18 protein-coding genes are annotated in these 18,817 nt (G+C 66.4%); 4 read left to right on the forward strand and 14 right to left on the reverse strand.

Annotated features, from left to right (window positions below; genetic code table 11):
- The first annotated feature begins 8 nt into the window (after positions 1 to 8).
- The 4 genes from A5658_RS22910 (at position 9) to A5658_RS22925 (ending at position 2,985) form a co-directional block, all read left to right on the forward strand.
- The gene (locus tag A5658_RS22910) at positions 9 to 971 is read left to right on the forward strand and encodes a MoxR family ATPase (protein ID WP_067340556.1); all 963 of its coding nucleotides are present in this window, start codon (positions 9 to 11) and stop codon (positions 969 to 971) included.
- Positions 964 to 2,211 (forward strand): DUF58 domain-containing protein, encoded by a 1,248-nt coding sequence (locus A5658_RS22915; protein WP_067340559.1) that lies wholly within the window; start codon positions 964 to 966, stop codon positions 2,209 to 2,211. Before A5658_RS22910 ends, A5658_RS22915 begins: the two co-directional genes overlap by 8 nt.
- A complete protein-coding gene (locus A5658_RS22920) occupies positions 2,208 to 2,663 on the forward strand; it encodes a hypothetical protein (protein WP_067340562.1) in 456 nt (151 codons plus the stop codon). The genes A5658_RS22915 and A5658_RS22920 overlap by 4 nt, the downstream gene beginning before the upstream one ends.
- 70 nt (positions 2,664 to 2,733) lie before the next feature.
- Positions 2,734 to 2,985 carry a three-helix bundle dimerization domain-containing protein gene (locus A5658_RS22925; protein ID WP_197503193.1) on the forward strand — a complete coding sequence of 84 codons (252 nt, stop codon included), beginning with the start codon at positions 2,734 to 2,736 and terminating at the stop codon, positions 2,983 to 2,985.
- Here A5658_RS22925 and A5658_RS22930 read toward each other — a convergent pair.
- The 14 genes from A5658_RS22930 to A5658_RS22995 are packed head-to-tail and all read right to left on the reverse strand — an operon-like array spanning position 2,982 to position 18,812.
- Positions 2,982 to 3,773 (reverse strand): enoyl-CoA hydratase, encoded by a 792-nt coding sequence (locus A5658_RS22930; protein ID WP_067340568.1) that lies wholly within the window; start codon positions 3,771 to 3,773, stop codon positions 2,982 to 2,984. The genes A5658_RS22925 and A5658_RS22930 overlap by 4 nt on opposite strands.
- Entirely contained in the window at positions 3,770 to 5,359 is a 1,590-nt protein-coding gene (gene nuoN / locus A5658_RS22935) for an NADH-quinone oxidoreductase subunit NuoN (RefSeq protein ID WP_156751617.1), read from the reverse strand. The genes A5658_RS22930 and nuoN overlap by 4 nt, the downstream gene beginning before the upstream one ends.
- A gap of 20 nt (positions 5,360 to 5,379) precedes the next feature.
- Complete coding sequence (locus A5658_RS22940; protein WP_067340761.1) at positions 5,380 to 6,960, reverse strand: NADH-quinone oxidoreductase subunit M; 1,581 nt, start codon at positions 6,958 to 6,960, stop codon at positions 5,380 to 5,382.
- The gene (gene nuoL, locus A5658_RS22945) at positions 6,957 to 8,840 is read right to left on the reverse strand and encodes an NADH-quinone oxidoreductase subunit L (RefSeq protein ID WP_067340576.1); all 1,884 of its coding nucleotides are present in this window, start codon (positions 8,838 to 8,840) and stop codon (positions 6,957 to 6,959) included. The genes A5658_RS22940 and nuoL overlap by 4 nt, the downstream gene beginning before the upstream one ends.
- Positions 8,841 to 8,844: 4 nt before the next feature.
- The gene (nuoK, locus tag A5658_RS22950; protein ID WP_067340579.1) at positions 8,845 to 9,144 is read right to left on the reverse strand and encodes an NADH-quinone oxidoreductase subunit NuoK; all 300 of its coding nucleotides are present in this window, start codon (positions 9,142 to 9,144) and stop codon (positions 8,845 to 8,847) included.
- On the reverse strand, positions 9,141 to 9,947 hold the full coding sequence (locus A5658_RS22955) for an NADH-quinone oxidoreductase subunit J (RefSeq protein ID WP_067340582.1): 807 nt from the start codon (positions 9,945 to 9,947) through the stop codon (positions 9,141 to 9,143). Before A5658_RS22955 ends, nuoK begins: the two co-directional genes overlap by 4 nt.
- A complete protein-coding gene (gene nuoI / locus A5658_RS22960) occupies positions 9,944 to 10,489 on the reverse strand; it encodes an NADH-quinone oxidoreductase subunit NuoI (RefSeq protein WP_067340584.1) in 546 nt (181 codons plus the stop codon). The genes A5658_RS22955 and nuoI overlap by 4 nt, the downstream gene beginning before the upstream one ends.
- On the reverse strand, positions 10,482 to 11,741 hold the full coding sequence (nuoH, locus tag A5658_RS22965) for an NADH-quinone oxidoreductase subunit NuoH (RefSeq protein ID WP_067340588.1): 1,260 nt from the start codon (positions 11,739 to 11,741) through the stop codon (positions 10,482 to 10,484). The genes nuoI and nuoH overlap by 8 nt, the downstream gene beginning before the upstream one ends.
- A complete protein-coding gene (locus A5658_RS22970) occupies positions 11,738 to 14,137 on the reverse strand; it encodes an NADH-quinone oxidoreductase subunit G (RefSeq protein ID WP_067340591.1) in 2,400 nt (799 codons plus the stop codon). The genes nuoH and A5658_RS22970 overlap by 4 nt, the downstream gene beginning before the upstream one ends.
- Positions 14,134 to 15,459: an NADH-quinone oxidoreductase subunit NuoF gene (nuoF, locus tag A5658_RS22975; protein ID WP_067340595.1), complete on the reverse strand. Its 1,326-nt coding sequence runs from the start codon at positions 15,457 to 15,459 to the stop codon at positions 14,134 to 14,136. The genes A5658_RS22970 and nuoF overlap by 4 nt, the downstream gene beginning before the upstream one ends.
- On the reverse strand, positions 15,459 to 16,229 hold the full coding sequence (gene nuoE / locus A5658_RS22980) for an NADH-quinone oxidoreductase subunit NuoE (RefSeq protein ID WP_067340598.1): 771 nt from the start codon (positions 16,227 to 16,229) through the stop codon (positions 15,459 to 15,461). Before nuoE ends, nuoF begins: the two co-directional genes overlap by 1 nt.
- Positions 16,226 to 17,521, reverse strand: coding sequence for an NADH dehydrogenase (quinone) subunit D (gene nuoD, locus A5658_RS22985; protein ID WP_067340601.1), 1,296 nt, complete (start codon positions 17,519 to 17,521; stop codon positions 16,226 to 16,228). The genes nuoE and nuoD overlap by 4 nt, the downstream gene beginning before the upstream one ends.
- Positions 17,521 to 18,261, reverse strand: coding sequence for an NADH-quinone oxidoreductase subunit C (locus A5658_RS22990; RefSeq protein WP_067340603.1), 741 nt, complete (start codon positions 18,259 to 18,261; stop codon positions 17,521 to 17,523). Before A5658_RS22990 ends, nuoD begins: the two co-directional genes overlap by 1 nt.
- Positions 18,258 to 18,812 (reverse strand): NADH-quinone oxidoreductase subunit B family protein, encoded by a 555-nt coding sequence (locus A5658_RS22995; protein WP_067340605.1) that lies wholly within the window; start codon positions 18,810 to 18,812, stop codon positions 18,258 to 18,260. Before A5658_RS22995 ends, A5658_RS22990 begins: the two co-directional genes overlap by 4 nt.
- Between the last annotated feature and the right edge of the window lie 5 nt (positions 18,813 to 18,817).

Raw genomic sequence — 18,817 nt, forward strand, 5'->3', positions numbered from 1 at the left:
CGCCGAAGATGACCTCGGCTGCGACGACGACGGCTCAGGCAACCGCGGTGCTCGACGAGATCGAACGCGCCGTGGTGGGCAAGCGCGCGGCGCTCACCCTCATCCTGACGACCGTGCTTGCTCGCGGGCATGTGCTGATCGAAGATCTACCCGGGCTCGGGAAAACGCTGATCGCCCGATCGTTCGCCGCCACACTCGGGCTGGATTTCACCCGCGTGCAGTTCACCCCGGACCTGCTGCCGGCGGACCTGCTCGGCTCGACGGTCTACGACATGCAGTCAGGCCACTTCGATTTCCGGCCCGGTCCGATCTTCACGAACCTGCTGCTGGCCGACGAGATCAACCGCACTCCGCCCAAGACCCAAGCGGCGCTGCTGGAGGCGATGGCCGAGGGTCAGGTCAGCATCGACGGAGTCACACACGCGCTGCCCCAGCCGTTCATCGTGTTGGCCACCGACAACCCGATCGAGTACGAGGGCACCTATCCACTGCCCGAGGCGCAGCTGGACCGGTTCGCGGTGCGGCTCGAATTGCGCTACCTTTCGGAACGCGACGAGGTGTCGATGCTGCGCCGCCGCCTGGATCGAGGATCGGCCGAGCCCACGGTCAATCAGGTTGTGGACCAACATGATCTGCTGGCCATGCGTGAGTCCGTCGAGCAGGTCAGCGTGCACGAGGATGTGCTGAACTACGTGGTGTCACTGGCCGCCGCGACCCGCCATCACCCCCAGGTGGCCGTCGGCGCCAGCCCCCGCGCCGAACTCGACCTGGTGCAGCTCGCACGGGCCCGCGCGCTGCTACTGGGCCGTGACTACGTGATTCCCGAGGACATCAAGGCGCTCGCCCCGCCGGCCGTGGCCCATCGGATCACCCTGCGCCCGGAGATGTGGGTGCGAAAAATTCAAGGCTCGGACATCATCGAGGAACTGCTGCGGCGGTTGCCGGTGCCCCGAGCGCACAGTGATGGTTGAGACGCGAGAAGTTCAGTTGCGTTGGCGCGCATCGTCGTTGACGCGCGCGATGGCAACCTGCGCTGCGCTCACACTGGCCGTCGCTTTAATCAGATCGTGCTGGCAACTGGTCGCCTTCGCGGCTCCACTGCTCGGTGTGTTGTGTTCGGTCAGCTGGCAACGGCCACTGCCGAAAGTCTGGGTGCATGCCGAGCCCGGTTCGCAACGCTGCTTCGAGCGCGAGCAGGCGCAGCTGAATCTGCGCGCCAGCACTGAAACATTCGGTACCGCAATTGAACTCACAGCGTCAGCGGTCGACGGCATGCGCCTGGACGTGGTGCCCGGCGAGGGCCTGACGGTGACCGCGACCGCCGACCGCTGGGGTCGGTATCCGGTGCGGGCTTCGGTCGACGTCCTGGCCCACGGCGGGCTGCTGGCGGGCGCCGGAGCCGTGGATGCGGCGGAGGTGACGGTGTTTCCGACGACACCGCCCCAACCGACCACACTCCCGCCGACCGAGTTGCTCGATCGGCTCGGCACCCACCTGACCCGCCACATCGGCCGCGGAGTCGAATACGCCGACATCCGCACCTACGTCCCGGGCGACCAGCTGCGGACGGTCAACTGGCCGGTGAGCGCACGCCGCGGACGGCTGCACGTGACCCAGCGGCTCACCGACCGTTCCGCGGACGTCGTCGTCCTGATCGACGGCTACCCGCAGCCCGCCGGCCCGGCGACCGAGGCCACCGAGCGCATCGTGCGCGGTGCGGCTCAGGTGGTGCAGACCGCGCTGCGCAGCGGTGACCGCGCCGGCATCGTCGCGCTCGGCGGGCGCAGCCCCCGCTGGCTTGGCGCCGACATCGGGCAGCGCCAGTTCTATCGGGTCCTCGACGCCGTGCTCAGCGCAGGCGATGAATTCGAAAGCACCACAGGTACATTGGCACCACGGGCGGCAGTGCCATCGGGCGCGATCGTCGTCGGGTTCTCCACGCTGCTCGACACCGAATTCGCCTTGGCGCTGATCGACTTACGCCGACGTGGCCACGTTGTGGTGGCGGTCGACGTGTTGCAAGGCGCGCCGTTCGACTCCGCCCAAGACCCACTGGTGAACAGGATGTGGGCGCTGCAGCGGTCGGCGATGTACCGCGACATCGGCACCGTCGGCGTCGACGTCGTGGCATGGCGGCCGGATCGGACCCTCGATCAGTCGATGCATGCGGTGCCCGACCGCCGTCGGCGGCTGGCGGGACGCTGGTCATGAAAGGCGCGGCGCATCTGCTGTCGACGGCCTGCGGGCTGCTGATGGTGGCCGCCGTCGGTATCGGAACGCACGGCCCGGCCCGGGTTGTCGCGTTGGCAGCCGTGCTCGTGGTCGCGGCCGCGGTGGTGCTTCGTCCGCTGGCGACACTCGCCGTACTGCTGGCCGTGTTGGTGATCGCGGCGACCAGTCCGACGGGCGTGGTCGCCGCTGTGGCGGGCTTGTCGGCGGCCGTCTATCTGATGTTGCGGCACGCCGCCGCGAGCGACGTCGGCCTCGACTCGGTAAGCGGGGCGTCGCTGGTTGCCGCGCTGGGATTCACGCTCGCCGGCCTGGTGGCCACGGCCTTCCCGCTGCAACTGCCGTGGTTGCCGCTGCTGGCGCCGCTGGCGATTTTCGCGATCTATCTGCTGGCCACGCGGCCTTTCCTGGGCGACGAGCGCGGCCAGCGTTAGCCGTCACACTCTAGACGCAGGGTGAACGGAAAATGTTGACCGGTGGTCAGTTGAGGGCAACAATATGCGGATGCCGCAAGAAGAGCGGGCGCGGATCGACGACGTAGAACGTCGCCTCGCCGAGAAGTACACGGCTCTCCCTATTGATCACGTGGCTACTGTCGTGCGACACGCGTATTCGCAGTTCCAGAGCAGTCGGGTCAGGGATTTCATTCCGCTGCTGGTGCAGCGTCGTGCGGACGAGGAACTCGAGGAATTGAGCGTGCTGCGGCCGGACCTCGCGGCGGTCGCGCTCGACGACCTGAACGCGGCGGCCGTCTAGTTTCGCGCGTCCGGCTGAGGCTGGATCTGGCGGCGATTGCGTTCGCTGATCTCCAGGTAGCGGTCCGTTAGGCCGTCGCGATCCGGCGTCTGTGCGCCGGCGATGGTCCGCTCGGCGGCCAGCGCCGGGTCGATGACCGGCGCCGCACCGGTCACGTAGATCTCCTTGAGCCCGGCCATGATTGGCGCCGGCACTTCGGCGATCTGCGTGGCCAGCTCGATCGATCTGGCCATCAACCGCTCGTGGGGGACGACCTCCGTGACCAGCCCGATGCGCTCGGCACGCGCCGCGTCGACCACTTCGCCCGTCATCGACAGCCGGCGGGCCATCGCGGCCCCGACTACGTGGGGGAGTCGCGCCGTCATCCCGCCGCCCGGCAGGATCCCGACGCGAGCGTGCGTGTCGGCGAAGACCGCGCGCTCGGAGGCGATCAGAAAGTCGCAGCCCAAAGCCATTTCGAGTCCGCCGGTGAATACCGCGCCGTTGATGGCGCCGACGATCGGCGTGCGCATCTCGCCGGTCTGCCGGATACAACTCTGGTTCTGAAATTGTTCGAAGTAGACCGAACCGAGGCGCTGGGCCTCTTTGAGATCCACGCCGGCGCAGAACGCCGGGTCGGCGCCGGTGAGGACCACTGCCCGCACCGACGGGTCGTCGTCAGCCTCGCGAAGCGCGGCATACAGCGTCTCGATCAGGCCGGGGCTCAACGCATTTCGCTTTGCTGGCCGGTTCATGGTCAGCACCCGGACCGCTCCGGTGTCGTCGCTGAGAACCAGCGTCGAGGTCATGTCAGGAACTGTGCGGCCTGCCGGGCGAGGTCGAGCAGTGGCTGCGGGAAGATGCCCAAGCCGATGGTGATCGCCGCGCAGACCGCGATCGCGGCCTTGCTCCAGAAGCTGGGCATCACGACGTGCACCGGCTCGGCGTGCGGCTCGGTGAAGAACATCAGCACGATCACCCGCACGTAGAAGTAGGCGGCCACCGCGCTACCGATCACACCGACGATCACCAACGGCACCGCGCCGCCCTTGGCCGCCGCCGAGAACACCGCGAACTTGCTGATGAAACCACTGGTCAGCGGAATCCCGGCGAAGGCCAGGAGGAACATCGAAAAGAGCAGGCCGACAACGGGATAACGCTGACCGAGTCCCGCCCAGTGCGCCGTGGTGGCGTCTTCCTCGCCGCGCGCGTCGCGGATCAGGCTGACCACCGCGAACGCACCCACGGTGCTGAAGCTGTAGGCGACGAGGTAGAACATCGTGGCCGCCAGCCCCGGCGGGTTGTCGGCGATCACGCCGGTGAGAAGGAAGCCCACGTGCGCGATCGAGGAGTACGCGAGCATCCGCTTCACGTCGGTCTGCGTCACCGCGGTGACGGTGCCGACCGCGATGGTCAGAATCGAGATGGCCCACAGAATGGGGCGCCACTGGTCGTGCAGCGGTGGCAGCGCGACATAGACGACGCGCAGCAGTGCACCGAAGGCCGCGACTTTCGTTGCGGCGGCCATGAACCCGGTGATCGGGGTCGGTGCGCCCTGATAGACGTCGGGAATCCAGGAGTGGAATGGCACCGCGCCGACCTTGAACAACAGACCGACCGACAACAGCGCGACCCCGGTCAACGCCATCGAGTGGCTGTGGTTGGCTGCCAGTGCTTTCGCGATGCCGGGCAGTGTCAGGTTGTCGGTCGCGCCGTACAGCAGAGCCACGCCATACAGGAAGAACGCCGACGAAAATGCGCCCAGCAGAAAGTATTTGACCGCCGCTTCCTGGGACAGCAGGCGACGGTGCCTGGCCAGCCCGCAGAGCAGGTAGAGCGGCAGCGACAGGACCTCGAGCGCGACGAACATCGTCAGCAGGTCGTTGGCGGCCGGAAACACCAGCATGCCGCCGACCGCCAGCATCGTCAGCGGGAAGACCTCGGTTTGGCTCGCGCCGGCCCGTTTCGCCTCGTGCTCGGCCGCGCTGTCCGGAACCGCGGACGCTTGCGGTGTAAAAGAATCCAATCCGGCCGGCTGGTGAGCGGTAGCCGTCGCGGCACCGGGTCCGGCGGCCGCATTATCGCCCTTCTGGCGTTCGGCGAAGAAGAACACGGCCAGCACCGCGACCAGGAGGATAGTGCCCTGCAGCAGCAGGGTCGGTCCGTCGATGGCCAACGCGTGCATCACTGCGTAGCGGCCCGGAGGATCGAGTCGCCGCCCGACGACGATGACCGCGGCGATGGCCGCGATCAATCCGCCGAGCGAGAGCAGCACCTGGGCGCCGTAGCGGGCCCGTCGGGGCAGGAATGCTTCCACCAGAACGCCCACCACCGCGACACCGAAGACGATGAAAATCGGTGAGAGCACACCGTATTCGACACTGGGCGTCGGCATAGAAGCAGCAAGCAGTGACGTCATCGGCGCGGTCCTTCCGCCATTCCGGGCACGTGCGTCGTGCCCGGCCGCACGATCGGCGCGGGGTCATGCGCACCGATGGTTGCCATGGTGCTGTCCACCGCGGGGTTGATGATGTCGAGCACCGGCTTGGGGTAGATCCCCAACACCAGCAGCAGCGCGATCAGAGGTGCGACGACCAGGATTTCCCGTGGTAGCAGGTCGCGGATCCGTTCGTTGCCCGGTGTGACGGGGCCGGTCATCACCCGCTGGTAGAGCCAGAGGATGTAGATCGACGAGAGCACCAGCGCGGTGACGCCGACTGCCGCCGCCAACCAGTAACGGTTGTATGCGCCCAGCAGCACCAGGAATTCGCTGATGAAGGGTGCCAGGCCGGGCAGCGACACCGTGGCCAACCCCGCCACCAGGAACGTGCCGGCCAGCACCGGGGCCACCTTCTGGACGCCGCCGTAGGCGGCTATCGAACGTGTGCCGCGGCGCGAGATCAGGAATCCGGCGATCAGGAAGACCGCGGCGGTGGAGATGCCGTGGTTGAGCATGTACAGCGTCGAACCGCTCTGACCCTGGGTCGTCATCACGAAGATGCCGAGAATGATGAAGCCGAAGTGCGAGATCGACGTGTAGGCGATCAGCCGCATGATGTCGGTCTGTCCGATCGCGACGATGGCGCCATAGACGACGCCGATCACCGCGAGCGCGACGATGGCAGGCCGGAAATACGTTGACGCGTCAGGGAACAACTGTAGGCAGTAGCGCAGCATGCCGAACGTGCCGACCTTGTCCATCACCGCGGTGATCAGCACCGCGGTCGCCGGTGTCGATTCCACCGCGGCGTCGGGCAGCCAGCGGTGGAACGGCCACAGCGGTGCCTTGATGGCGAACGCGAACATGAATCCCAGGAACAGCGCCTTCATCACGCCAGACGAAGCGCCCAAGGTACCTGACGTGACGGCAGCGACGATCTGACGGAAATCGAATGTGCCCGAGCCGTTTTCGGCGGTCACCACGTATAAGCCGATCACCGCGGCGAGCATGATCAGCCCGCCGAACAGGTTGTACAGCAAGAACTTCACCGCGGCGCGTGACCGGTGGGCGCCACCGCCGAATCCGCCGATGAGGAAATACATCGGGATGAGCATCGCCTCGAAGAACACGTAGAAAAGCAGCACGTCCAGTGAGACGACCGAGATGAGCACCATCGATTCGATGGTCAAGGTCAGAGCCACATAGGCCTGTGTGCCGCGGGATCGCTCGCCACCGTCGTTCCAGCCGGCCACCAGCAGGACCGGCACCAGGATCGTGGTCACGAGGACCAGCATCAGCGCGATGCCGTCGACGCCGATGGTATAGCCGGCGCCGAAAGCCGGTATCCACGGGTGAGATTCGGTGAACTGGTAGGTCGGGCCGCCGGCCTTGAAGGCCACCGCGAGCGCGATCGACAGCGCCAGCACCGCCACCGAGACGGCGACGCCGAGCCACTTGGCGAGCTGCCGGCCGCCCGGCGGCACCAGGATGATCACGACGGCCCCGACCAGTGGCAGCAGCCACAGGATCGAAAGCCAAGGGACGTTTGAAGTCACCACGTTTGCACCGCCAGGATCGCGGCGGCGACAAGCGCCGCTCCGGCCAACATCGACAACGCGTAATTGCGGGCGAATCCGGTCTGGAAGCCACGCAGCCATTCCGACGTGCGACCCACCAGGTTGGCCAGCCCGTTGACCGAGCCGTCCACGCCCTGATCGTCGAATTCGACCAGCGCGTGGGTGAACTGGGCGCCCGGTCGCATGAACACTTCCTCGTTGAAGGCATCGCCGTAGAGGTCCCGGCGGGCGGCGGTGGTCAGCACGGACACCTTCGCGGGCGCGGTCGCAGGCACTGCGCGCAGGCCGTAGAGCAGGACGGCGACGCCGACTCCCACCAAGACGGTGCCGAGGGTGACCACGTTAAACGTCCATGTCGGCAACACGTGTGAGCTTTCCTCGAAGGTGGTCACCGGCTCGAGCCAGTGCTGCAGCCTGCCGCCGAAGGCGAACAAGCCGCCGGAGAACACCGAGCCGACGGCCAGCAGGATCATCGGCCAGGTCATCAACGCGGGCGCCTCGTGCGGATGCGCGTCGTCGGCCCAACGCTTTTCGCCGAAGAACGTCATCAGCATCACCCGGGTCATGTAGAACGCCGTGATGCCGGCGCCCAGCAAGGCGGCCCCACCCAACACGTAACCGCGGACGCCGCCGGCACCCAGGGCGGCTTCGATGATCGCGTCCTTGGAGAAGTAGCCCGCGAACGGCCACACGCCGATGATGGCGAGGTAGCCAAAGCCGAAGGTGGCGAAGGTGATCGGCAGCACGGTGCGCAGTGCGCCGTAGCGGCGCATGTCCTGCTCTTCGTGCATCGCGTGGATGATCGAGCCCGAGCCGAGGAACAGACCGGCCTTGAAGAAGCCGTGGGTGAGCAGGTGCATGATCGCGAACACGTAGCCGGCCGGACCCAGACCCGCGGCCAGCACCATGTAACCGATCTGGCTCATCGTGGACGCCGCGAGCGCGCGCTTGATGTCGTCCTTCGCGCAGCCGATGAATGCCCCGAAGAGCAGCGTCACCGCGCCGACGATGATCACGCCGAGACGGGCGTCGGGGGACAGGCTGTAGAGCGGGTTGCACCGCACGATCAGGTACACACCCGCGGTCACCATGGTGGCGGCGTGGATCAGCGCCGAGACCGGGGTGGGACCCTCCATCGCGTCACCGAGCCAGGCCTGCAGCGGAACCTGAGCGGACTTGGCGCACGCTCCGGCCAGTAGCAGTAAGCCGATCCAGGTCAACGCGCTTGGGCTGGCGCCCGGGGCCTGGCCGAACACTTGCGGGTAGGACAGCGAGCCGAAGTTGGCGAAGATCACGAAGATCGCCAGCGCCAACCCGGCATCGCCGACCCGGTTCATCACGAAGGCCTTCTTGGCCGCGGTGGCCGCGGTCGGCTTCTGGTACCAGAACCCGATCAGCAGGTAGGACGCCAGACCGACGCCTTCCCAGCCGGCGTAGAGGGCCACGAAGTTGTCGGCCACCACCAGCAACAGCATCGCTGCGAGAAACAGGTTCAGGTAGGCGAAAAACCGTCGGCGGTCGGGATCTTCGGCCATGTAGGCCACCGAGTAGATGTGGATCAGCGATCCGACACCGGTGATCAGCAGCACGAAACAGATTGACAGCTGGTCGATTTGCAGTCCGAAGTCGACCTGCAAGGTGCCGACGGGAATCCAGCTGAACAAGTGCTGGGTGATCGTGCGGGCATCCCCGTGCCGACCGAGCATGTCGGTCAGCAGAGCGACACCGACACCGAACGAGGCCACCGCGGTCAGGCAGCCCAGCCAGTGCCCCCACGCGTCGGTGCGCCGGCCGCCGAGCAGCAATATTGCGGCGCCGGCCGCGGGCAACGCGACGAGCAGCCAGGTCAGATGTGTCATACCGTCAGCCTTTGAGCAGGTTGGCGTCGTCGACCGAAGCCGATTTGCGGGCACGGAAAATCGTCATGATGATGGCCAGCCCGACCACCACTTCGCAGGCGGCGACGACCATCGTGAAGAAGGCCACCATCTGGCCGTCGAGATGACCATGCAGCCGGGCGAACGTGACGAAGGCCAGATTGACCGCGTTCAGCATCAACTCGACACACATGAACATGACAATCGCGTTGCGCCGCAACAGAACACCGGCAGCGCCGATGGTGAACAGCAGCGCGGACAGATACAGGTAATTCATCGGGTTCATGACACACCCCCGGCCCCATTGGAGCCAGAACCGTTGGAACCGTGGATGGCTGGCATGTCCTTCTCCTTGACCGGCCGCGGTTCCAGGACCGCGGGCACCGACAACCGGGAGGGTGATCCGTCGGGCAGTCGCGCGGGAGTGTCCACCGCGTTGTGCCGCGCGAAGACACCGGGGCCGGGCAGCGGGGTCGGGTGTCCGCCGGGCTGGAATCGCTCGATGGACATCTCGCGCTGGGTCTTGCGGCGCTCGAAGCGCTCGCGGTGGGCCAGGATCATCGCACCGATCGCCGCGGTGATCAGCAGCGCGCTGGTCAGTTCGAATGCCCACAAGTATTGGGAGAAGATCAGCGTCGCGAGTCCCTGGACGTTGCCTTCGGGAGCAATGTCAATGGAGTTGCCGTTTGGCAGGAAGCGGTTGGTGGCGACGTTGCCGATGCCGGCGATCAGCACGATACCCAGGCCCAGTCCGGCCGCCACGGCGGCAATCCGTTGTCCGCGAAGGGTTTCCACCAACGATTCCGCCGAATCGACGCCGATCAGCATCAGCACGAAGAGGAACAGCATCATCACGGCGCCCGTGTAGACCACGATCTGTACGACGCCGAGGAACAGCGCGTCCTGGATCATGTAGAACACCGCCAGTACGATCATCGTCATCGCCAGCGACATCGCGCAGTAGACCGCGTTGGCGGACATCACCACGCCCAGGGCGCCGACCAGCGCGAGGGCGGCGAGAATCCAGAACGTCACCGCCTCGCCGGTGGACGTGCGGGCGATGGCGTCAGCGGCCAGATGAGTGATCACTTGGAGACATCCGAAATCGGTAGGCGCCGAAGGCCGTTCGCGGTGATGTTGCCACGGTAGTAGTCGGCGTCGGTGGCGCCCTCGGCCCGGGGGTGCGGGGCCGGGGTCATGCCGTCCAGCAACGGCGCGAGCAGGTTCTGCTTTTCGTAGATCAAGTCGGCCCGGTTGTCGTCGGCCATCTCGTACTCGTTCGTCATCGTCAGCGCGCGGGTCGGACAGGCCTCGACGCACAGCCCGCATCCGATGCAGCGCAGGTAGTTGATCTGGTAGACGCGGCCGTAGCGTTCACCCGGCGAATAGCGGGCTTCGTCGGTGTTGTCGGCGCCTTCGACGTAGATCGCGTCGGCGGGACACGACCATGCGCACAGTTCGCAGCCGATGCACTTCTCCAGCCCGTCGGCGTAGCGGTTGAGCTGGTGGCGGCCGTGATACCGCGGCTTGACCGGGCCGGGGTTTTCCGGATAGCTCTCGGTGATCGGGCGCTTGAACATCGCGCCGAACGTGACGCCGAAACCGGCGAGGGAACTGAGGAACTTAGCCATTGGCTGTCTCCTTGGTCGCCGGCGCCAGAGCTTTGCCGGGCATCGGCGGCGTAGGGAACGCCGGTTCGAGGGCCGCGTATGCGGACCTCAGCTCCGACTCTGTGCGGCGACGCTTCCTGCGAAGCGTTCTGTTGCTGAACGGTCGTTGCAGCAGATACAGCAACACGGCTGTCACGACAAGGCTGGCGACGACCAGCACCGTCGTCCAGTGCGCATAACCCTGGTCGCGCAGCGTGCGGATACCGGCGGCGATCAACGCCCAGACCAGCGACACAGGGATGAGGATCTTCCAGCCAAGGGCCATGAACTGGTCGTAGCGCAGTCGGGGGAGTACACCGCGCAGCCAGATGTAGATGAACAGGAACACCCACACCTTGGCGGTAAACCACAGCACCGGCCAGAAGCCACTATTGGCGCCGGCCCACACCATGGTCAGCGGCCACGGTGCGTGCCAGCCGCCCAGGAACAACGTCGCGGCCAGCGCCGACACCGTGGTCATGTTGATGTACTCGGCAAGGAAGAACATCGCGAAGCTCAGCGACGAGTACTCGGTGTGGAAACCGGCCACCAGTTCGCCTTCGGCCTCGGGCAGGTCGAACGGGGCGCGGTTGGTTTCTCCGACCATCGACACCAGGTAGGTGCAGAACGACGGCAGCAGCAGGAAGATGTACCAAACCCGGTTCTGGGCCGTGACGATCTGCGAGGTGGACATCGTTCCGGCGTAAAGGAATACCGTCGCGAACGACAGTCCCATCGCGACCTCGTAGGAGATCACCTGCGCGGTGGAGCGCACCCCTCCCAGCAGCGGGTAGGTCGAGCCCGAGGACCATCCGGCGAGCACGATCCCGTACACCCCGATCGACGACAGGGCCAGGATGAACAGCACCGCCACCGGCAGATCGGTCACCTGCAGCGGGGTCCAGTGGCCGAACACCGAAACCTGCGGCCCGAATGGGATGAACGCAAACGCGGTGATCGCGGGGATCGTCGAGATGGCCGGCGCCAGAAGGAAAATGGGCTTTTCGACGCCGAATGGGATCAGCGGCTCCTTGAGCGCCAGCTTGATGCCGTCGGCCAGGCTTTGCAGGTAGCCGCGCGGGCCGACCCGGTTGGGTCCCCAACGCATCTGCATGCGGCCCAGGATCTTGCGTTCGGCGAGGATCGCGACAAGCACCGTCAGGACCAGGAACACGAAGACCAGAAGCGCTTTGGCCAGGATCAGCCACCAGGTGTCGTGTCCGAAGCCGATCACTTCGCCGCTCCAATCTTGACGACGGCGCCAAGCGTGACGCCCAGTTGCCGGTGCACCGCCGAGCCGGGTGAGTTCAGCGGTAGCCATGCCACGTGGTCGGGCATCTCGGTGATCATCAGCGGCAGGGTGATTGAGCCGTGCGCGGTGCTGACACTGACGTTGTCGCCGTCGGCGGCCCCGAGCCCGCTCGCCGTCGCTGCCGACAACCGCACGACGGGGGTGCGGGCGGTACCGGCCAGATGCGGCTCGCCGTCCTGCAGCTGTCCGTCGTCGAGCAGCATCCGCCAGGCCGCCAGGATGGCCTCTCCGGCACCCGGCTTGGGGGCCGCGGCCGCCGCGACGCTCGGTGCCGCTGCAGGCGTGCCGTCCCAGGTGCCCAATCCGTTGAGTTCGGCCAAACCGGCTGCGACCGTGGGGAATCCGAGGTCGATGCCCAACTCGTCGGCCAGGGTGTCCAGCACGCGGCAATCCGGGGTCGCGGTCGGCGGCAGCGCATTCGAGAAGCTGCGCTGACGGCCTTCCCAGTTGACGTAGGTTCCGGCTTTCTCGGCGGCCGGCGCGATCGGGAAGACCACGTCGGCCCGCTCGGTGACGGCGCTGTGCCGCAGTTCCAGGCTCACGATGAAGCCCGCGGCGTCCAGCGCGGCCAGCACCGCGTCGGGGTCGGCGAAGTCGTAGGGGTCGATGCCGCCGACCAACAGTGCGCCCAGGCTGCCGTCCTTGGCGGCGGCCAGGATGGCCTCCGCACTACGCCCTGCGGCCGATGGCAGTTCGGCGACGTTCCAGCCAGCGGCGACCTGCGATCGCGCGGTCTCGTCGCTCAGCGGCCGGCCGCCGGGCAGCAGGCCCGGCAGCGCGCCGGCCTCGATCGCGCCGCGCTCACCGGCGCGGCGAGGCACCCACGCCAGTCGCGCACCGGTGCTGTCGGCGAGCCGGGTCGCCGCGGATAACCCACCGGGCACGCTCGCGAGCCGTTCGCCGACGATGATCACGGCGCCCGGTTTCGACAGCAGCCCGGCGAGTTCGCCGCCGGCCAGTGCGTCCAACGCGGCGGCCTCGTCGCCCGGTGCGGTCTCGATCAGCGTGCCGTCCATCTTCTGTAAACCGTTGCTCGCGAACGGCGCAATCGCGTGCACCGGCAGTCCGTGCTTGCGGGCCGCCTTGCGCAACCGCAGGTACACGATCGGCGATTCTTCTTCGGGCTCGAAGCCGACGAGCAGCACCGCGGGCGCCGACTCCAGGTCGGAGTAGCTGGTGGTGAGCAGCTTGCCCGCGACCCGCGCCGCTAGGAATTCCGTCTCCTCGTCCGAATGCGGACGGGCGCGGAAGTCGATGTCGTTGGTGCCCAACACAATTCGCGCGAACTTGGAGTACGCATAGGCGTCTTCGACGGTCAACCGGCCGCCGGGCAGCACACCGGCGCCACCGGCCGCAGTGGTGAGCCCTTCGAGCGCCGCGGCGACCGCATGCGGCCATGAGGCGGGCTCCAGCGCGCCGTCGGCACCGCGGACCAGGGGAGTGGTGATCCGGTCGCCTTGGGTGGCGTAGGTAAACGCCCAGCGGCCCTTGTCGCAGTTCCACTCTTCGTTGACCTCGGGCTCGTCGCCAGCGAGTCGGCGCAGCACCTTGCCGCGGCGGTGGTCGGTGCGCTGCGCGCATCCCGATGCGCAGTGCTCGCACACGCTGGGGCTGGAGACCAAGTCGAAGGGCCGGGCACGGAAACGGTAAGCGGTGCCGGTGAGCGCGCCGACCGGGCAGATCTGCACGGTGTTGCCGGAGAAATAAGATTCGAACGGCTCCTCGGCATAGATGCCGACCTGCTGCAGCGCGCCGCGTTCGAGCATTTCGATGAACGGGTCGCCGGCAATTTGGTCGGAGAACCGGGTGCAGCGCGCGCACAGAATGCAACGCTCGCGGTCCAGCAGCACCTGCGAGGAGATGTTGATCGGTTTGGTGAAGGTGCGCTTGACGTCCTCGAACCGAGAATCCGGGCGGCCGTTGGACATGGCCTGGTTCTGCAGCGGGCATTCGCCGCCCTTGTCGCACATCGGGCAGTCCAGCGGATGGTTGATCAGCAGCAGCTCCATCACGCCGTGCTGCGCCTTGTCGGCCACCTCGGAGCTGAACTGCGTGCGCACCACCATGTCGTCGGCGACCGGAATCGTGCACGACGCCATCGGCTTACGCTGTCCCTCGATTTCGACGATGCACTGGCGGCACGCGCCGACCGGGTCCAGCAGCGGGTGGTCGCAGAACCGGGGGATCTGCACACCGATCAGCTCGGCGGCCCTGATCACCAAAGTTCCCTTGGGAACACTGACTTCGGTGCCGTCGATGGTCAGCGTCACCAATTCAGGCTCGGTGACCTTTTCTCCGGTGTCAGCAGTTTGGGTCACGCTTTCACTCCGTCTGCCTCGAGCATGGACAGCTTGGGGTCGAACGGACAGCCGCCGCCCTCGATGTGTGCGACGTATTCGTCGCGGAAGAATTTGATCGACGATGCGACCGGGCTCGCCGCACCATCACCCAAGGCGCAGAACGACTTTCCGAGAATCGCATCGGCGATGTCCTCGAGCTTGTCGAGGTCTGCGGGGGTGCCTTGACCGTTTTCCAGACGGTGGTAGATCTGGCCCAACCAGAACGTGCCCTCGCGGCACGGCGTGCACTTGCCACACGACTCGTGCTTGTAGAAGTCGGTCCAGCGGCTGACCGCACGTACCACGCAGGTGGTCTCGTCGAAGATCTCGAGCGCCTTGGTGCCCAGCATCGACCCGACCGATCCGACGCCCTCGTAATCCAGTGGCACGTCGAGGTGTTCGTCGGTGAGCAGCGGTGTCGACGATCCGCCGGGCGTCCAGAACTTCAGTTTGTGTCCGGCCCGCACGCCGCCGGCGTAGTCGAGCAGCTCACGCAGTGTGATGCCGAGCGGCGCCTCGTACTGACCGGGTTTGGTGACATGGCCCGACAGCGAATACAGCGTGTAGCCAGGCGATTTCTCACTGCCCATGGAGCGGAACCAGTCCACACCGTTGAGTACGATCGACGGGACGCTGGCGATGGTCTCGACGTTGTTGATCACCGTCGGGCACCCGTACAGGCCGGCGACCGCGGGGAACGGCGGACGCAGACGCGGCTGGCCGCGACGGCCTTCCAGCGAGTCCAGCAGCGCGGTTTCCTCGCCGCAGATGTAGGCACCGGCACCGGCATGGACCACCAGTTCCAGGTCGTAGCCCGACCCGGCGATGTTATGGCCCAGGTAGCCGTTGGCGTACGCCTCGGCGACGGCGTTCTGCAGGCGCCGGAGCACGGGCAGCACCTCACCGCGGACGTAGATGAAGGCGTGACTTGCCCGGATCGCGTAGGACGCGATGATGACGCCCTCGACGAGTACGTGCGGGGTGGCCAGCATCAGCGGGATGTCTTTGCACGTACCGGGTTCCGACTCGTCGGCGTTGACCACCAGGTAGTGCGGTTTGGCGGCGGCGCCGCTGTCGCCCTGCGGGATGAATGACCACTTGGTCCCGGTCGAGAAGCCTGCTCCGCCGCGACCACGCAGCCCGGAGTCCTTGACGGCCGAGATGACGGCGTCGGGCTCCATTTTCAAGGCCTTGTCCAGCGCCTTGTAGCCGTCGTTGCGCCGATAGGTTTCCAGCGTCCACGATTCGGGGTCGTCCCAGAATCGGCTCAGCACCGGCGCCAGCGGTGTCGATGACCCCATTACGTGGCCTCCCCTGCGGGCGGTGCGGTCATGTTGTGCTCCTTGGCCACCTGAAGGCCGGCCAGCGTCGCCGCGCCGGCACCACCCTGGCCCTCGTCGGGCCGCGGATCGGGGAAGCCGGCCAGGATCCGCTCGGCTTCCTTGAACGTGCACAGGTTTCCGCGGGTGGGGGCCGGGGGATTGCCAGAACGCAGACCGTCGACCAGCGTGCGCGCCGATTCGACGGTCTGGTTGTCGTAGAACTCCCAGTTGACCATCACCACTGGCGCGAAGTCGCACGCGGCGTTGCACTCGATGTGCTGCAGGGTGACCGATCCGTCGTCGGTGGTCTCGTCATTGCCGATGCCGAGATGGTCTTTGAGCGCGTCGAAAATCGCGTCGCCGCCCATCACCGCGCACAGCGTGTTCGTACACACGCCGACCAGGTACTCGCCGGTGGGTCCGCGCCTGTACATGGTGTAAAAGCTTGCAACAGCGGCGACTTCGGCTCCGGTCAATCCGAGCTGTGCGCTGCAGAACTCCACGCCGGCCGGTGTCACGTAGCCGTCTTGCGCCTGGACCAGGTGCAGCAGTGGCAGCAGCGCCGAGCGCGGGCTCGGGTAGCGGCTGATGATCTCCTTGGCGTCGACCTCGAGTCGCGCCTGCACGTCGGCCGGATACGACTTGGGTGCGCCGTCGGTGACGAACTGGCCGGGCTCCTCCGGGGGCGGCCCAAGCCGGAGGAACACCCGCTCGCCGTTGCTGGCGCCGGGATTTAATGCTTCAGTCATCGGTCCACCCCGCCCATCACCGGATCGATGCTGGCCACCGCGGTGATGACGTCGGCGACCATCCCGCCCTCGCACATCGCGCCGACGGCTTGCAGGTTCGTGAACGAGGGGTCGCGGTAGTGCACGCGGTAGGGGCGGGTGCCGCCGTCGCTGACCATGTGCACACCCAGCTCGCCGCGCGGCGATTCGATCGCGACGTAGACCTGTCCGGCCGGAACGCGGATGCCCTCGGTGACCAGCTTGAAGTGGTGGATCAGCGCCTCCATCGAGCCGGTCATGATCTTCTCGATGTGCTCCGGCGCGTTACCGAGGCCATCCGGGCCCACCTTCAGGTCGGCGGGCCAGGCGATCTTGCGGTCCTCGATCATGGTCGGCCCGGGCTTCAGCTTGTCGAGGCACTGCTCGACGATCTTGACCGACTCCCACATTTCCTTGACGCGAATGATGTAGCGGCCGTAGGAATCACAGCCGTCGTCGGTGATCACGTCGAATTCGTAGTTCTCGTATCCGCAGTAGGGCTCGGCCTTGCGGAGGTCGTGCGGCAACCCCGTGCTGCGCAGGATCGGCCCAGTGATGCCCAGTGCCATGCAGCCGGTGAGGTCCAGGTAGCCGACGTCCTTGGTGCGGGCCTTCCATATCGCGCTCTCATTGAGCAGATCGCCCATCTCGCGCAGTGCGACCTTCAAATCCTTGAGGGCATTGGCGATTTCGGTCTTCGCATCGGGCGGCAGGTCCTGCGAGACCCCGCCGGGACGGATGTAGCCGCTGTTCATCCGGAGGCCGGTGATGTATTCGAACAGCGTGAGGCAGATCTCGCGGCCCTTGAAGCCGGTGAACATCGGTGTCATCGCGCCCAACTCCATGCCGCCGGTCGCCAAAGCGACCAGATGCGAGGAGATTCGGTTGAGCTCCATCATCATCACCCGGATGACGTTGACCCGCTCGGGGATCTCGTCGGTGATGCCCAGCAGCTTCTCCACGCCGAGGCAGAATGCGGTTTCGTTGAAAAACGGTGACAGGTAGTCCATTCGGGTCACGAAGGTGACGCCCTGCGTCCAGTATCGGTATTCGAGGTTCTTCTCGATTCCGGTGTGCAGGTAGCCGATTCCGCATCGGGCGTCGGTGACGGTCTCGCCCTCGATCTCGAGGATCAGTCGCAGCACGCCATGCGTGGACGGGTGCTGTGGACCCATGTTGACGACGATCCGCTCGCCGGGTTCGCCCTTGCGGCGGGCTTCCTCGACAATCTTGTCCCAGTCCTGCCCGCCGAGGGTTACGAGTGTTTCGGTCATCAGTTGTAGGACCTCCGCTGATCGGGCGGGGGAATCTTCGCTCCCTTGTATTCCACTGGGACACCGCCGAGCGGGTAGTCCTTGCGCTGGGGATGTCCCTCCCAGTCGTCGGGCATCTCGATACGGGTCAGCGACGGGTGGCCGTCAAAGATGATGCCGAAGAAGTCGTAGGTCTCGCGCTCATGCCAGTCGTTGGTCGGGTAGATCCCGAACAGCGACGGGATGTGCGGATCACCATCGGGCGCAGCCACTTCCAGGCGGACGCGGCGGTTGTGGGTGATCGAGTTCAGCGGGTACACCGCGTGCAACTCGCGGCCGGTTTCGTCCGGGTAGTGCACGCCGCTGACACCCAGGCACAGCTCGAAGCGCAACCCCGGGTCGTCACGCAGCCGGCGTGCGACCTGTGGCAGCAACTCGCGGCGCACATGCAGCGTCAGCTCGTTGCGGTACACGACGACTTTCTCGATCGCGTCGGCGAATTCGACGTCGTCGTCGGTCTTCAGCGCCTCGGTCAGCCGGTCGACGACTTCGTCGAAATAGAAGCCGTAGGGGCGGGGGCTGCCCTCGTCGATGGTGACCTGGCGAACCAGTCGCCCGTAGCCGGAGGTGTCACCACTGCCGCGGACGCCGAACATGCCGCGGCGCACAGCGATCCGGTCGGCATCCGACGGGCTGGTGCCGACGGGAGGCCCGCCGACCTCGCTGGCCGCGCGAGCGGGGTCGTGTTCCGGTGAGCTCATCGCAGCAGCCCCAGATGCTCGATCGTCGGCCGCGCGGCGAGGGCCGCCTGCTCGGCCTCGGCGATGGCCTGCTCGCGGTTGACGCCGAGCGGCATCTCCTGGATCTTGTCGTGCAACTTGAGGATTGCGTACAGCAGCATCTCGGGGCGCGGCGGGCAGCCGGGCAGGTAAATGTCAACCGGCACAACGTGGTCGACGCCCTGCACGATCGCGTAGTTGTTGAACATGCCGCCGGACGAGGCGCACACACCCATCGAGAGCACCCACTTGGGCTCGGCCATCTGGTCGTAGATCTGACGCAGCACCGGTGCCATCTTCTGGCTGACGCGGCCGGCGACGATCATCAGGTCGGCCTGACGCGGTGTTGCCGAAAACCGCTCCATGCCAAACCGGGCGATGTCGAAACGTGGGCCCGCGGTGGCCATCATCTCGATCGCGCAGCAAGCCAGGCCGAACGTGGCCGGCCACAGCGAGCTCTTGCGAAAATATCCGGCCAGTTGCTCGACGGTGGTCAGCAAGAAGCCGCTGGGGAGTTTTTCTTCGATGCCCACGATTA

The sequence above is a fragment of the Mycobacterium sp. 1245111.1 genome (assembly GCF_001673405.1).
Classification (GTDB): Bacteria; Actinomycetota; Actinomycetes; order Mycobacteriales; family Mycobacteriaceae; genus Mycobacterium.

What these genes read in the sequence shown, in the direction of transcription:
- A5658_RS22910 (WP_067340556.1), top strand. Translation starts at nt 9, where the DNA reads ATGACCTCGGCTGCGACGACGACGGCTCAGGCAACCGCGGTGCTCGAC.
- A5658_RS22915 (WP_067340559.1), top strand. Translation starts at nt 964, where the DNA reads ATGGTTGAGACGCGAGAAGTTCAGTTGCGTTGGCGCGCATCGTCGTTG.
- A5658_RS22920 (WP_067340562.1), top strand. Translation starts at nt 2,208, where the DNA reads ATGAAAGGCGCGGCGCATCTGCTGTCGACGGCCTGCGGGCTGCTGATG.
- A5658_RS22925 (WP_197503193.1), top strand. Translation starts at nt 2,734, where the DNA reads ATGCCGCAAGAAGAGCGGGCGCGGATCGACGACGTAGAACGTCGCCTC.
- A5658_RS22930 (WP_067340568.1), bottom strand. Translation starts at nt 3,773, where the DNA reads ATGACCTCGACGCTGGTTCTCAGCGACGACACCGGAGCGGTCCGGGTG.
- nuoN (WP_156751617.1), bottom strand. Translation starts at nt 5,359, where the DNA reads ATGCCGACGCCCAGTGTCGAATACGGTGTGCTCTCACCGATTTTCATC.
- nuoL (WP_067340576.1), bottom strand. Translation starts at nt 8,840, where the DNA reads ATGACACATCTGACCTGGCTGCTCGTCGCGTTGCCCGCGGCCGGCGCC.
- nuoK (WP_067340579.1), bottom strand. Translation starts at nt 9,144, where the DNA reads ATGAACCCGATGAATTACCTGTATCTGTCCGCGCTGCTGTTCACCATC.
- nuoI (WP_067340584.1), bottom strand. Translation starts at nt 10,489, where the DNA reads ATGGCTAAGTTCCTCAGTTCCCTCGCCGGTTTCGGCGTCACGTTCGGC.
- nuoF (WP_067340595.1), bottom strand. Translation starts at nt 15,459, where the DNA reads ATGGGGTCATCGACACCGCTGGCGCCGGTGCTGAGCCGATTCTGGGAC.
- nuoE (WP_067340598.1), bottom strand. Translation starts at nt 16,229, where the DNA reads ATGACTGAAGCATTAAATCCCGGCGCCAGCAACGGCGAGCGGGTGTTC.
- nuoD (WP_067340601.1), bottom strand. Translation starts at nt 17,521, where the DNA reads ATGACCGAAACACTCGTAACCCTCGGCGGGCAGGACTGGGACAAGATT.
- A5658_RS22990 (WP_067340603.1), bottom strand. Translation starts at nt 18,261, where the DNA reads ATGAGCTCACCGGAACACGACCCCGCTCGCGCGGCCAGCGAGGTCGGC.